A 14,083-nucleotide genomic window follows, 5' to 3' on the forward strand; every position below is an offset into this window, starting at 1 on the left:
GCATCTCAGGAGATTTGATGGCTGCCAAAAAAGGTTATGAAGGCATCGGCGCATTGCTTGCCAGGCCAAGCATCATTGCAAAATACGCAGAGCCATATTCAAAAACGCTAAAGCCGCATGACGCAGGCAGGCACTTCATGCAATTCATAGACTATGATTCGGCGATAAGCAGGGACCACCTCTATGCAGCATGCATAAATGCAAGCGTAGCGTTTTCTGAGGGCACAAACATAGCGCGAAGCATTGGCATGGAAGTGCTGCTCTTCATAGCCATGACAAAGCAGATATCAGAAGCGATAAGGATTGCGGGCGCCAAGGAGGGGCGCAGGTTCATAATACTTTGCGATGACGAAGGCCTTTACAAACCGCTGGAAAGAAGCATACCTAATGCCAAGGATTTCTTCACAAACAAGAACGCAAGCAGCATAGCTTCATCATACGGCGTAAGCGGCAGCACGGCAAGCATCATGGAGAAGATGGCAGCTTCAAGGCTTTTCTGAATCTGCGTATAGCTTTGTAAGGACATTGTGTATAGATTCGGCCTTCTTCTTGCCTACGCCGTCGACTTTCATCAGGTCTTTTACTTCTGCATTCGCTATGGCCTTGATGCTCTTAAAATTCGAGAGAAGCAGCCTTGAAAGCTTTGGCCCGACGCCAGGTATGTTTCCGACTACGCGCTCCATGAATTGGGGCTCCGTAAAAGCCCTCTTGCCGGACTTTGGCGAAGGCTCTCTGGCGCCGCGCTGCTCCTGCAGCGCAATGGCCCTTATTATATCAGCAGTATCTGATGGGCCGAAAGACGTTATGACCGGCACTCCGTAATTCAGGTATATTGCAACTATGGCTCCGTTTATCACAGAATGCTCCATCCTGAATTCCTCCCTGCTGCCCTCAAGAACGAGCAGCGGAAACTCATAGGCCTTTTTCATCCTATTGAGCTGGTCGAACAGCCTGCCGTCTATTATAGAGCTCTCGAAATCGTAAACAGTCTTCCTCTCAAGGCACAGCCTTTCTGATATCACATAATCGCCAACGTCAAGAGTCTCAAGCTTAAGGCTTATGCCATATGCCTGCAGCCTGCCTAAGAGCTCTGCGTTGCGCTCCCTTTGGTCGGCAACCACATAAACCGTTTCGCCCGTGCAATCAACCCCGCGTAAAGCGCATGCTTGACAAGTACACTGTTGGCTTGCCGTAAGCCTCGGAAGATACGAACAGAAACTCGTTTCCATAAGGCCCGCTCGTCATGTTGGCGGCAAACGAATACGAAGACATGTTGTCGCTTATGTTGAAGTCCACAAGCTTCTTGTAGCCTGCAGGAGTGGCAGATTCTACAATGAGAGATGAGCCAGGCGCTTCTGCAATGGCGCTAAAGCTGACTTCAGTACTTACGTGCTGTATTGAGCTTGCTGTTGCATTTGTATAATTAAGGTAGGGCGCGTAAACTATCACAGGGCTGTAATTCAGAGGCACGAACATGTTGTAGTCGCTGCCATTGTAAGGCACAACAACCGCTCCCCAGCTTGGAAGGTACGGGTACGCCACATAGCTTTTATAAGCCGTATCTGCCTCGGCCTGCCTTGCATCAAAAGCTATTGTGTTGTTGCCGTTGTAAATCGGCGCGCCGAATAGGCCGTCTAGATAGCTTTCGAGTCCGAGAAGCTGCGTGGATGTGAATGCGCTCTTTTCAACGCTGACTACTGCGGTCTGGTAATTGTAGAGCGTAAGCAATGTCTGGTTGGAATAGTTCTCAGCGATTGGCGAAGCGTAAGAGAAGCCGTTGCCGTCCTGCAGATTCTGCACCTGCACGGCGAGCGGTATATTGTACACCGAAACGAGCTGCGTAGTATTCTCCCTTCCAGGATAGCCGCCTATGAAAGGTTTGTGCGACAGCGCAGCGAAATAATCTGCTTCCCCAGCGTAAAGCAAAGGCTCGCTGCTGTTGTAGTCCTGAAGTATGGGCAGCTGCAGCACGCTGAAGGTTCCATTGACGCTTGCAAGCTCCTTGTAGAACGCGCCTGGAGGCACCTTCATCGATATTGCGCCTGAGGCCGCTGCAGTGTGCGGGATGCCGCTGCTGCCTACGATAAAAAGCAGCAGCACTATGCCGCATATAAGGAGTGCATTGGCGTTTTTAGACCTGAGCAATTTTATCTTGCCGGAATCTATGATATGCGCCAGCCCGAGCGCAGCAAGCACATCAAGGCCTATTGTGCCTATTATGAAGAACCTGCCAGGCTCCCTCACTATGTTGATGCCTGGGATTGCATGATAAGCTGCGTATATGCCAGGTATGCTGGTCACGTCTCCGCCTATCTGCAGCACAGGGCCTATCGAGAGCCATGCGAACAGCACTGCAATGGCAGCCCACAGCAGGTACCTTTTCCTGTTGGCCTTGATGTCAATGTAAACACCATATAAAGCAAGCATGAGCGCAACGTAGCCTATATAGCCTACCTTCTCTGTAGGGTCGGGCTGGAATGTCTTGGGGAAATAGCTTATGCTTGCGCTTGGATTGAAAATGCCGTTATAATAGCTGGGCACAAAAAACGATATTAGGTTGTTGCTCCACATCTCATTGTAAGTCACATTGTTAAGCGACTGTGCAAGGCTAAGCCCGCTTTTCGACGAAAGCGCATGCACGAGCGGTATAAAGCCCCACGAGCCAAGCACGGCTGCCACTGCAACAGCGATCACCAGCGCGATCCAAAAGTTTGGTCTCAGCACCTTCTTCCTTGTCTTGCTGTAAATCGCATATAGCACTACGACAAGCACAACGAGCATTATGGTCATCACAGCCTTTTCGTAGCCGCCAAGAAACGTTATCAGCACGAAAGAAATCCCAATGCCCAAAGCATTGAGGTAATTGCCCTTGAGCTTCTGCTCGTCAAGCGCCTTAAGCAGGAAATAGATCAATACTGGTATGAAGCCAATGTCTATCCAGTGCATATGGCCGTAAGCCTGCGCCATATGCCCGGCACTAAATGCGTAAAAAGCTCCAGCTATGAACGCAGCATAATTATTTTTGCTTACATATTTGGCAAGCACGAACATGCCCAAAGCGCTTGCAGCCATGCCTATTACAAGCATTATGTTGTAGGCTGTTACAAGGCCAAAAGCCTGAAACGGCAGCGATGTAAGGCCAACAAGGGGCGAGAGTGTCTGGTAGAGCATGTTAACTCCTATCGGCCAGAAGATCATGTAAGAATAAAACATGCTTGTGTGAAGGTTAAGCAGAGCAAACCCTGGCCACCATAGCCCCAAAAGGTTTTGAAATGGGTCGCCGCCAACGCCAGGTATGGTGTTGCTTATGCTGGCAAACACTGGATTGAACACTATTATTGTTATAATGGCGTATATAACAGCAACGCTGACTGTCGTCTTGTTAACGAATCTTCCAATGCCAAATTTCCTAAGCGTGGCTTTTTGCTTTTCTGCCGTGCCAGTCTGGTTTTCCATAAATTTGCACTCTTGCCGATTTCCACTAAAATATAAAGCTTAATGGTGCTTAATGATTCAACAATTAATATTAATTAATATTATTAAGGTTAATCGAAATACCAGATACAAAAATCAATGGTCGAGTAAAGTGGTTTAATTGGATTATTCGAAGATCACTATAATAATACCTACGCTCAACGAATCGCTAAACATAAAGATAATAGTGAAAATGCTGCTGCGCCTATATCCAGGCGTGCACATAATAGTCACTGACGATGGCTCGGATGACGGGACAAGGCAGATTGTTTCAAGGCTTTCAAAAGGGCCAAGCGGCAAGGTGAGGCTCCTTGATCGAAGCAATGCAAAGGTGCATGGGCTTACTGCAAGCGTGCTTGACGCAGCCATGCTCGTTAAGACTGAATATATGATCGTGATGGATGCTGATCTGCAGCACCCCCCGAAAAAGGTAAAGCTCATTGCTGAAAAGCTCGCTTCTTCCGATCTGGTTATAGGCGTGCGCTCAGAGGTCAAGAACTGGGGGATTTACAGGCGCGTGGTATCTAAGTCTGTTTCTACGTTTTGCAACATTGTTTTCTATATGCGCGGCAAGCGCACTTCTAACGACATAATGTCTGGCTTTTTTGGCATACGGTCAAGCCTGTTCAAGAGCATCATACGCAGGCACGGGCATGAATATGTGGGCACGGGCTACAAGGTGCTGCTCGACACGCTTAAATTCATAGGAAAGGAAGCTAAAATAGAGGAGGTGCCGTATACAGGGTTCCATGAAAGGAAGTACAACAGTTCCAAGGCAAGCTACCGCCGCCTCATAGACATAATGGTATCTGCGCTGAAGTGAATGCATGGGCGATTTGAGTCATCAGGATGTGGAAGAAAGCGCATTGGACATAGGCACGCGGGCCGCACATGTAACGAGCTATGTGCTGCTTAGCAAGCTCGCGTCATTCTTATCTGTTGGAATCGCGTTCATACTAATAACCAGGATACTTGGCCCTGCAGACTACGGCATATACGTGCTCGCAACCGGAATAGCTGGGATATTCGGCTCTGTCGGAAATTTCGGAATTGCCACTACGCTGAACCGCTTCATAGCAAGGTACACGTCTGCACGCGAGCGTGGCCGCATACTGTCCGACGGCTTTTTCGCAATGCTGCTGATAGGCGGCAGCCTTACAATAATCGCATTCCTTGCGAGCGGCCTCATTGCACACCTCTATGCCGAAGGCGCTTCGTTCGTGCCTGTATTCAGGCTTATCTCCTTTACCATAGTGCTGTCGATGCTTTTTGGTGCTGCATATTCTGCATTGATAGGCCTCGGCAAGGGCCAGCATGCGGCGCTGAGCATAGCAACAGAGGCAGTATTCCAGGCAGTCATAGGCGTTGGCCTCGCCCTGCTGGGCTTTGGGGCAAGGGCTCCTGTTTACGGCGTCATATTCGGCTATTTCAGCGGATTCATATTGGGGTTTGTGCTTCTTTTCAGGAACAGCGTGCAGCTGCAAATTCCAAGCTTCAGGAGAATGCGCAACCTCTTCAGGTTCTCGGTGCCTCTTGCAGTTTCAAACATCTTCAGCGCAGCGGTAAACAATCTTGCATTGCTGGTATTGGGGTTTGTGGCTACAACTTTCGTAATAGGCAATTTTGGCATAGCATCGCGTGCAAACTACCTATTCGACATAGTCCTGGGCTCGATAGGCCTGTCGCTTCTGCCAACGTTCACCGCTTCTTTAAGGAACAAGGCAACCAGGTCCAGGACAGGCGAGTTCTATTCGTATTCGGTCTACATGGCTTTTGTTTTTGTCGCACCTATGGTATTTTTCATCGCAACATTTGCAAAGCCGTTCTCCTATGTGGCATTTAGCTCGCGCTACTCGCTGGCGCCATTGTACATAGCAATAACCAGCGTAGGCCTTCTGATTGGGATAGCAGGGAGCTACGCCAGCACGCTGTTCGTTAGCGCAGGCAAGGTGAAGCAAGTAATGAAGTACAACGCAATAATAGCGGCAGCCGAATTGGCACTCATGCTGCTTTTTGTACCATTGCTGAAGGGTATAGGGCTCGTGATACTGCTTTTCGTGGTCAACCCATTGCTTATAGACCTGCTTTTCATAAGCAAGTCAATGCGCGTTTTTCACGTGCGCCTGCCATGGAACAAGATTGGCAGGATCATCGCAGCCAATATCATAGTGAGCGCAATACTATATGCCGTAACCCTGGCATTCAGCTCTCAGTATATACCTATTGTGATATTCGGCATAGCTGGCTTCATAGTGCTGTATCCTCCTATGGTAAGCATAACAGGCGGCCTGAAGAAGTCTGACATCGAACTTTTAAGGAAGGTGTCATCTGGAATGCCAGTTATAAGTGCCATACTTTCAAAGCTGCTTTCCTATTCGATGTTTTTCGTTAGGTAGCTGCTGTGCCTGCCTTCTTCGCAGCTATTGCGCTTTTTATGAATGCGGTGAAAAGCGGCGCAGGCGCTTCTGGCCTTGACTTCAATTCTGGGTGCGCCTGGGTCCCTATTCCAAAATGCGATTTCCATTCTACAATCTCAACAATCCTGTTGTCAGGTGACATGCCGCTCACAACAAGCCCGCTCCTTTCTAGCGTGCGCTTGTAAGCGTTGTTGAATTCATAACGGTGCCTATGCCTTTCGTTTATCCGCTTAGACCTGTAGGCCTCGAAGGCCATAGTGCCGGGCTTGATGTCAGCAGGCCAAAGCCCAAGCCTCATCGTGCCGCCTTTCTGCTTTATGCTCCTTTGGTCCTCCATCAGGTCTATGACCTTGTACTTTGCATTGCTGTCGAATTCTGAGGAATTCGCTCCCTTAAGCATGCTTACATTCCTTGCGTATTCTATGGCCATAAGCTGCATGCCTAGGCAAAGGCCGAGGTAAGGCTTTTTGTTCTCCCTCGCAAATCTTATTGCGTTTATCATTCCTTCAATGCCGCGCTTGCCAAAGCCGCCAGGCACTAATATGCCGTCAAAGCGCGAAAGCCTGGTTGCACATTCTGCAGGGGCGAGCCCTTCAAGCCCCTCGGACTCTATCCACTCTATGTTGACCTTGGCCCTGTTGGCGTAAGCTCCATGAAGTAGCGCCTCTTTTACGCTGGCGTAGGAATCCCTGAGCTCAACATACTTACCCACTATGGCTATGTTTGCGGTATTCTTGAAGCCGTCCTTAAGCGCATTGACAAAATCCTTCCATGACTTGAGCTCGTCCCTGTTGATGGCCTTGCCTTCGAAGCCAAGCTCTTTAATCAAGTCCTTATCGAAACCCTGGCTTATCAGCTTAAGCGGCAATTCGTAGATAGTGCCTATCTCATTATCGTCTATTATCCTATTGGTGGTAAGGTTGGAAAAAAGCGCTATCTTCTCCTTGGCCGACTTTGTCAAAGGCCTTGAAGACCTGCAGAAAATGAATTTCGGCTGTATGCCAAGCTGCATCAGGCCCCTAAGCGCTATCTGCGTAGGTTTTGTCTTCTGCTCGCCTACGCTCTCCAATTCAGGCACGTACGTCAGATTTATGAATAGCACATCCTCGCTGAGCGACAGCTGCCTCATCGCCTCTATGAAGTAACTATTCTCTATGTCGCCTACAGTGCCTCCGACCTCTATCACAAGCACGTCAAGCTTTTCGCTGTCGGCTATTCCTGTTACCCACTCCTTGATAAAGTCAGTCATATGTGGTATTATCTGCACATCCCTCCCGAGATAATCACCGCGTCGTTCCTTCTTTATTATTCCGTCGAAAAGCTTCCCGCCAGTTATCGAAAGCTTTGAGCTCATGCTCTTGTTCATGAACCTCTCGTAGTTGCCGAAGTCCATATCGACTTCTCCCTTGTCATCCAGCACGAATACCTCGCCGTGCCTGTACGGGTTCATCGTTCCGCAATCATAATTCAGGTATCCGTCGAATTTTATAGGAAGAGATTTTATGCCGTAAAGCTTAAGGAGTTTCAGGATTGATGAGGTGACTATACCCTTGCCGAGGCCGCTCATCAAAGAACCAGCAACAACAATATATTTGTGTTTCATCGTCACACTAAATGAATACACTTTGTGCAGTTACATTTAAATTTGTTTTGCAAATACCTTTTTATTCAGGGATGCGCTATGCGGGCTTTCATCGCCTTGGAAATACCAGAGCATATAAAGGATTCAATAGTGCGGTCCATTGATGAAATGGAATTGAAGCTTGGTGTCAGGCCTGTGCCAAGCCAAAACATGCACATCACTTTGGAGTTTCTTGGCGAGATAAGCGACAGCGCTGCGGCAAGGATCTCCGAAGCGATATCATCCACGCATGCAAAAAAGTTTACGGCAAAGCTAGGCGAAGTATCGACATTCGGCGCGAGCTCAAGCGTAGCCTTTGTAGGATTGAGCGAAGGGCGCAATGAAGCCGCGGCTTTGCAGCAAGACCTGCACGGCAGGATATCTGCGCTGCAAGGCATAAAAGGCCTCGGCACACGCGAATTTTTCCCGCACGTGAGCATTGCCCGCGGGAATCCTAATGGCCTCAACGAGCTTGCAAGGCGCGCTTCAGGCGTGTGGAAAGGTTCAGAGCCATTTACCGTAAGTACTTTAGCCCTGAAACGCAGCATTATTGGCGGAGCCCACGCGGTATATGAGCCTATTTTTGAGAAGGAGCTTTCATGAGCGAACGCTGGAACTGGTCCATGGTCATTTTGTTTATCAGCTCTCCTGGCCTGTAATTTACGTTATTTATGAGCACATCAAAGCTCATCCCAAGCTTTGCATCTATCGCTATGTGCCTTGTTTCATTGCCAAACAAGTCCGCTTCAGAGACATATATGTGTTTTTTCATCAAAAAATCAACAATAGGGCCTATAATCGAAAAGTCCTGCGAGTTCTGCATGCCTATAATCCTGGCTTCAATGTTGGGCCTTTTAAGCGCATTGACGAACTTGTTTGCCTCAGAAAGCTGCTTTGTCACGTCATCGAAGCAGTTGAATGCAATGAGCTTTGAGGAATTGAAGTCGTACATGCTGAACAAGAGCGAATAAGTAATGTCAATGGCAGCAATGTACCTGTGCTCTAGCGGCACCTTGTAGTCAAGCATGGCAGATCCCCCTACGCCGATGTAGGCTACGTCGTCGTACTGGTCCATTTTTATCTTAGATATATGGCGCCGTTTCCTGTAGGCCAGAACAAACTGTTTGCTATTGAAATCCTTTTTCTGGACCGCCAATACGAGTTTTTCATATAGCTGCAAGCAAGCACCGATTGTAAAAATATATAAATATTATTGCCAAATAATAACTACGGTAACTAATAAGGTTATTTGACATAAAGCTTATTATTGCTTTTTTGCAAACCTATAAAACAAGTGAATCGATGGAAATCAAGATAACCGAGAATAACGAGAAGGTGCTAAAGTTTACTCTCTCAGGCATAAGGACCTCTGATGCAAATGCGCTCAGGCGCGCAGCAATAAACTCGGTAAAGACCTTCGCCATAGATACGGTGACGTTTTACGAAAACACCAGCCCGATGTTCGACGAATACATAGCGCACAGGATAGGGCTGATTCCGCTAGTGACCCCATCAAAAGGCTATAAGGAAGACGATGAGATCCTCTTCACAGCTGAGGCAACCGGTCCGATAACGGTATATTCCAAGGATTTTGAAAGCTCGGACAAGTACGTCAGGGTTGCAAACCCGAACATACCTATAATAAAGCTTGGCAAGGAGCAGCGCCTGCGCGTGGAATGCAAGGCCAGAATGGGCACCGCATCAAAGCACGCTAAATTCCAGCCTGGACTGGTCGCAATAGAAAATACAAAGGACGACATGTTTAATTTCTACATAGAATCATTTGGCCAGATGGCCCCCAAGGAAATTATTAATAAGGCTTGCGACACAATAAAAGAGCGCATAAAGGACGTTGCTAAAGCAACCAAAAAGCTTTAACCGCAGGCGGGGGTGGCAGAGCATGGCCAAATGCGCAGGACTGAGGTGCTCGCAGAGCTCAGAACTCCTGTGTCTTTAGTGACTGCGTGAGTTCAAATCTCACCCCCCGCATACAATATGGTGAAAACATGAAAATTACGCCGGAAAGGTCCGACATAAAGGATCTCATAAGCATGCTTTCAGACAAGTCGATGTCCAAAGGCGCAGCGCCGATAGCTGGCAGGCTATATCAGCTTCTTGCGGTTCCAAGGCGCAAGCGCGTGAACGTCAACCTGTACAAGATAAACAGGTATTCAAAGGAGGGCGACCACGTTGTGGTTCCTGGAAAGGTGCTTTCAATGGGGAGCATGGACCACAAAGTGAGCATAGCTGCGCTGGAGTTCTCTGAAGGGGCGAAGGCAAAGCTCGACAGCGCAGGATGCAGCATAAAGCCGATAAAGGAGATGCTTGACAAGAAGAACGCCCACATAATAGTGTGATGGTGCCTTAATATGGAGGAAAGATTTGATATAAAAAGCTGCAAGGTATTTGACGCAAAGGACATGGTCCTGGGGCGCATAGCAAGCATAGCGGCCAAGTCGTTGCTGAACGGCGAAAGCATAGCAATAGTCAATGCCGAGCAGGCAGTAATAACTGGCAAGAAGGCCAGCATTGCCGCAAAATACAAGACCAGGCTCAACCTGCAGGAAAAGGAGAATCCAGAGCATTCTCCATACTGGTCCAGAAGGCCAGATTTGCTGTTCAAGCGCATAGTCAGGGGCATGCTTCCGTACAGAAAGCCAAGGGGCAAGGAAGCTTATAGGCGCCTGCATGTTTACATGGGCGTGCCTGATGAGCTCGCAGGCGTAAAGCCGGCAAGCATAAGCATAAAAGACCCAAAGACAGTATACGCAGGCTACATAAGGCTCAAGGACCTTTCGAAAAACCTTGGTTATAAGGTTAACAAATAATAGATGATATTCATGGCAGAAGAATTGTCAACGGAGCAAAAGGCCGAAGCGCAAGCGCAGGCGCCAGAGCAGCAGGAAAAGCAGGCGCAGAAGCCAAGGAAGGCAAGGCCAAGGAAGCCCTCCCAGAAGAAAGCCAACAAGATAGTGCTTGCGAGCAGCAAGCGCAAGCGCAGCATTGCACGGGGCTCCGGAAGGCCTGGCACTGGCGTTATACGCATAAACGGCATGGATGCAAACTTTCTGAAGCCCGAAGAGCTCAGAAGCATAGTATTCACCCCGGTATACTTATCTGAAATAACAAAGAACCTGGCAAGCGGCATAGACATAAGCATAAACGTCAAAGGCGGAGGTTTAAGCTCGCAGGCGCAGGCATCTGCAAGCGTCATAGCAAAGGTCATATCGGACTTCTCACCGTCAGATGTGGTGAAGAAGGAATACATGCGCTATGACAGGCACCTGCTGATAGACGACGTAAGGCGCGTAGAGCCAAAGAAGTACCTTGGTACCAAGGCCCGTGCGAGGTTCCAGACATCTTACAGATGATTGCTTAAAGATGATACAATGATGATACCTGTGCGCTGCTTCACATGCGGCGCTGTGATAGCAGACAAATGGGAAGAATACGACCGCAGGGTCAACAAGGAGCATGAGGACGGCGGAAAGGTCCTTGACGAGCTCGGAGTAAAGCGCTATTGCTGCAGGCGCATGCTGATAAGCAACGTCGAGCTGATAAACGAGTTCATCGACGCAGGCAGGAAATAGGCAAGTTATTTATACATTTATACTTCAATATTCGTGCAGGGGGCCGTCTGCTAGCTTGGTAGGCTTCCAGCTTGGGGTGCTGGCGACCCGAGTCTTACACGGGAATTCAAAAGCATCGTCGCTGAAAATCTCGGCGGCCCCAAAGGTGTTGTAATGAGCGAAGAAATATCCGTAGCTGACCAAAATGTTTATCTAGAGGCAGGAATACACATAGCAACAAAGGTGAAGAGCCCTGGAATGGGCCGCTTCATATACAGGGTAAGGGAAGACGGCCTGTACCTGCTGGACCTAAAGACCATAGACACAAGGATAAGCGTAGCTGCAAAGATGCTCGCAAGGTACAATCCAAACGATGTTATTATAACTGCCTCAAGGATCTATGCAATAGCCGCAGCAGAAAAGTTCGCAGAGATAATAAAGGCGAAATTCATAAAAGGCAGGGTGACTCCTGGCATATTCACAAACCCGCTAAGGGCGGATTTCACAGAGCCAAAGGTAATAATGATAAGCGACTCCAGGAACGAGAAGCAGGCGATAAAGGAGGCAAGCAAGATAGGCATACCTATAATAGCGCTGAGCGACACGGACAACTCGACAAAATTCATAGACCTGATAATACCGTCAAACAACAGGGGCAGGCGCTCTTTGGCATTCATCTACTATCTGCTTGCAAGGGAAGTGCTGAAAAACCGCGGCGAGATAAGCTCCAACGACGAATTCAAGTACAAGGTCGAGGACTTCGAAGCAAAGATAGAGAGCAAGGTGCAGCAATAGCTGATTCTAAACCGGCACAAAGATTACAGCAGCCAGCAGGTACGCTATTATGCCAAGGGACATGGCTCCGAGGCTCAGGTTCCTTGAAACGCTGAAAAATCCATCCGAATGCCTGCCCAGAAGATGCCCCGTGGCAACGTAGGCAAGCATAGCGTCAACCGCTATTATAGGGACTGCGTAAATCAGATTGAACTTGAAAGGCTCGCTGAAGAAGAACATGAAAACGCTTATCAGTATCGCTTCAACATACAGGATGAAAGCGAGCTGCGCCGACCTGCTTATGCCAAGCCTGTATACGACGTTCCTTATCCCGCCAGCACGGACATCGCCGCTGTAATCCCTTATCATGCCATGCAGCTCCCTGGCCAAGCCGCTAAGGAAAACGACAAGGGATATAAGGACAATGGTATAGGAAAGCGAGTATGTCACTGCATAGTTGCCGTATATGAAAGGTATCACCATCGTGAAGGCTATGTATACGTTGCCTACGAGAACTACGTGCTTAAGCCTATAGCTGTAAAGGTATGCAAGCGCCGCGAATATCGCTGCTATCGCAAATGCAACAATGTTGACGAACAGGCTTGCTGCAAGCCCTATTATGAAGGTTACGGCGGTTATCTGCAGCGCGCCCCTTTTTGACAATACGCCAGAAACCAGGGGCCTGCCAAGCTTCTTGTTCGCCCTGTCTATCTCAACGTCATAATAGTCGTTTATCGCAAAGGCGCCCATGCTGACAAGTATCGGCGCAATTATAGAAAGGGCAACGATGCCATAAGCAGGCACCCTCCCAAGGGCTATAATTTCTGCAGCAATCACTGCCAAGGCTAGCATCAAGCTGTGCTCTATTCTTGTCAAGCGTATTACTCCAAGAGCCTTTTTCGAAATATTTGCCAATTTACCCAACCTTAAATCAGAATAGCATAAGCCTAAACTATTCAAAAAGTGAACAAATATAAGCATTTACTTGCTTATCTAATTCAGGCGAACTTCATGGTCTAAAGGAGGTAAGATGCGGCTTCACAATCCTAAAAAAATATCTGTGCGGAGAAACTCGCAGTCAGCGCTTGAAATGATAAGCGTATACGCATGGGCATTTCTGATAATCGCCATTTTTGTTGCATTCATATTCATAATATCCGGGCCTAAGCCTGCAGTGACATACCTCCCGCCGGTTTGCAGCATACAGCCGCTGCTGCCCTGCATAAGCGCAGGCATAACGACCTTAAACGCAGCGCGCCACATTCCGATAAAGTTCACGCTGATATTCGAGAACGAGCTAAGCACAGAAATGAAGTTTCCTGCAAACTCCATAAATGTAACACTAACAAACATAGGCTCCTCAGGCATAAACACATACAACGGCGCATGCATACCCCAAATGGCGGCTTCTGGCACAAGGGTGCTTTGCACAGTAAGTGTTCCTGGAACGCTGGTGCCTGCTCTTGGAACCGATGTTGCAGTGTCATTCAAGATAAAATACTATGCATGCACCCTTCATTCGTGCACTGGTCCGTACATCACAACAGGCACGTCTACGCAAACAATTTCGCCTTCGTATGTGCCGGCTTTCAACGTAACCCTTTATGACAACCCAACTTCAGGCCGCATAGTTATAAACGGCGTCACATACAGCAACAATGTTACAGTGCCTCTATCGTCAGGCAACTATACGCTATACGCAGTTGCGCCTGCAGGCTACATTTTCCAAGCATGGTCGATTGCAACTTCAAGCACATCCTCGCTGAGCCAGAATGACGTAGAGCCAACAGTATTAAAGCTTGACGGAAACGCCTCGATCACCGCAACGTTTGCGACATCTACAACAACCTCTTCGGTATATACAACAACCCCTACAACGATAACATTCACCACCAGCTCTACTACAAGCACTTCTACGACTACAACATCAATACCCGTGACATTTTATTATCTCCCGATAAAGATAGACAATGCGCAGAGCGTTGCAACGCCTGCGCCGTTCCAGCAGGAGGTGCAAATATCCGAATCGACATATGGCAATTACATAGCCTACAGCGGGAATCTTGCCAATTTTGAATTTGCATACCTGAATGGGACAGTCATACCTGCATGGATAGAGAGCAATGATTCCGGCACAATTACTGCGTGGTTAAAGCTACAAAACGGCATACCTGCAAATTCCGCAATAACAATATACCTGGGATTCGCGCCAAAGACTACAAACCTTC

Annotated in this window: 16 protein-coding genes and 2 tRNA genes; 13 read left to right on the forward strand and 5 right to left on the reverse strand. The window is 48.2% G+C overall.

Features of this window, described 5'->3' with window-relative positions; genetic code table 11:
• Positions 1-17 precede the first annotated feature (17 nt).
• Positions 18-500 carry a hypothetical protein gene (locus M1125_04530; protein ID MCL5405067.1) on the forward strand — a complete coding sequence of 161 codons (483 nt, stop codon included), beginning with the start codon at positions 18-20 and terminating at the stop codon, positions 498-500.
• Here the strand turns inward: M1125_04530 and M1125_04535 are convergent.
• On the reverse strand, positions 486-1,121 hold the full coding sequence (locus tag M1125_04535) for a helix-hairpin-helix domain-containing protein (protein MCL5405068.1): 636 nt from the start codon (positions 1,119-1,121) through the stop codon (positions 486-488). The two genes, M1125_04530 and M1125_04535, sit on opposite strands and share 15 nt — an antisense overlap.
• A 22-nt stretch (positions 1,122-1,143) precedes the next feature.
• Positions 1,144-3,456, reverse strand: coding sequence for a hypothetical protein (locus M1125_04540; protein ID MCL5405069.1), 2,313 nt, complete (start codon positions 3,454-3,456; stop codon positions 1,144-1,146).
• A gap of 139 nt (positions 3,457-3,595) precedes the next feature.
• Here M1125_04540 and M1125_04545 point away from each other — a divergent pair, with 139 nt between their 5' ends.
• Together M1125_04545 and M1125_04550 are read left to right on the forward strand one after the other, a co-directional pair.
• Positions 3,596-4,297, forward strand: coding sequence for a glycosyltransferase (locus tag M1125_04545; GenBank protein ID MCL5405070.1), 702 nt, complete (start codon positions 3,596-3,598; stop codon positions 4,295-4,297).
• Positions 4,298-4,301: 4 nt separating this feature from the next.
• Positions 4,302-5,870 (forward strand): oligosaccharide flippase family protein, encoded by a 1,569-nt coding sequence (locus tag M1125_04550; protein MCL5405071.1) that lies wholly within the window; start codon positions 4,302-4,304, stop codon positions 5,868-5,870.
• Here the strand turns inward: M1125_04550 and M1125_04555 are convergent.
• Positions 5,863-7,494: a CTP synthase gene (locus M1125_04555; GenBank protein ID MCL5405072.1), complete on the reverse strand. Its 1,632-nt coding sequence runs from the start codon at positions 7,492-7,494 to the stop codon at positions 5,863-5,865. The two genes, M1125_04550 and M1125_04555, sit on opposite strands and share 8 nt — an antisense overlap.
• Before the next feature lie 78 nt (positions 7,495-7,572).
• On the opposite strand from M1125_04555, the gene thpR reads away from it, so the two are divergent.
• A complete protein-coding gene (gene thpR / locus M1125_04560) occupies positions 7,573-8,115 on the forward strand; it encodes an RNA 2',3'-cyclic phosphodiesterase (protein ID MCL5405073.1) in 543 nt (180 codons plus the stop codon).
• Here thpR and M1125_04565 read toward each other — a convergent pair.
• Positions 8,090-8,692 carry a hypothetical protein gene (locus tag M1125_04565; protein MCL5405074.1) on the reverse strand — a complete coding sequence of 201 codons (603 nt, stop codon included), beginning with the start codon at positions 8,690-8,692 and terminating at the stop codon, positions 8,090-8,092. The two genes, thpR and M1125_04565, sit on opposite strands and share 26 nt — an antisense overlap.
• A gap of 122 nt (positions 8,693-8,814) precedes the next feature.
• Here M1125_04565 and M1125_04570 point away from each other — a divergent pair, with 122 nt between their 5' ends.
• The 8 genes from M1125_04570 (at position 8,815) to rpsB (ending at position 11,876) form a co-directional block, all read left to right on the forward strand.
• Positions 8,815-9,390 (forward strand): DNA-directed RNA polymerase subunit D, encoded by a 576-nt coding sequence (locus M1125_04570; protein ID MCL5405075.1) that lies wholly within the window; start codon positions 8,815-8,817, stop codon positions 9,388-9,390.
• Between the two features lie 6 nt (positions 9,391-9,396).
• A tRNA-Leu gene (locus M1125_04575) sits at positions 9,397-9,501 on the forward strand.
• A gap of 17 nt (positions 9,502-9,518) precedes the next feature.
• Entirely contained in the window at positions 9,519-9,869 is a 351-nt protein-coding gene (locus M1125_04580) for a 50S ribosomal protein L18e (GenBank protein MCL5405076.1), read from the forward strand.
• A 12-nt stretch (positions 9,870-9,881) separates the two neighbouring features.
• Positions 9,882-10,340, forward strand: coding sequence for a 50S ribosomal protein L13 (locus tag M1125_04585; protein ID MCL5405077.1), 459 nt, complete (start codon positions 9,882-9,884; stop codon positions 10,338-10,340).
• A 12-nt stretch (positions 10,341-10,352) separates the two neighbouring features.
• Positions 10,353-10,883 (forward strand): 30S ribosomal protein S9, encoded by a 531-nt coding sequence (gene rpsI / locus M1125_04590; GenBank protein MCL5405078.1) that lies wholly within the window; start codon positions 10,353-10,355, stop codon positions 10,881-10,883.
• 18 nt (positions 10,884-10,901) lie between these two features.
• The gene (locus tag M1125_04595) at positions 10,902-11,102 is read left to right on the forward strand and encodes a DNA-directed RNA polymerase subunit N (GenBank protein ID MCL5405079.1); all 201 of its coding nucleotides are present in this window, start codon (positions 10,902-10,904) and stop codon (positions 11,100-11,102) included.
• A gap of 39 nt (positions 11,103-11,141) precedes the next feature.
• Positions 11,142-11,244, forward strand: a tRNA-Pro gene (locus tag M1125_04600).
• Between the two features lie 11 nt (positions 11,245-11,255).
• Positions 11,256-11,876, forward strand: a complete 621-nt coding sequence (rpsB, locus tag M1125_04605; protein MCL5405080.1) for a 30S ribosomal protein S2 — start codon at positions 11,256-11,258, stop codon at positions 11,874-11,876.
• Between the two features lie 6 nt (positions 11,877-11,882).
• Here the strand turns inward: rpsB and M1125_04610 are convergent, their stop codons facing one another.
• Positions 11,883-12,770, reverse strand: coding sequence for a UbiA family prenyltransferase (locus M1125_04610; protein ID MCL5405081.1), 888 nt, complete (start codon positions 12,768-12,770; stop codon positions 11,883-11,885).
• A 175-nt stretch (positions 12,771-12,945) separates the two neighbouring features.
• On the opposite strand from M1125_04610, the gene M1125_04615 reads away from it, so the two are divergent.
• On the forward strand, positions 12,946-14,083 hold a 1,138-nt coding region (locus tag M1125_04615; GenBank protein ID MCL5405082.1), incomplete at its 3' end, for a hypothetical protein.

This window comes from Candidatus Marsarchaeota archaeon (assembly GCA_023485295.1).
In the GTDB taxonomy this organism is placed as follows: domain Archaea; phylum Micrarchaeota; class Micrarchaeia; order Micrarchaeales; family Micrarchaeaceae; genus Micrarchaeum_A.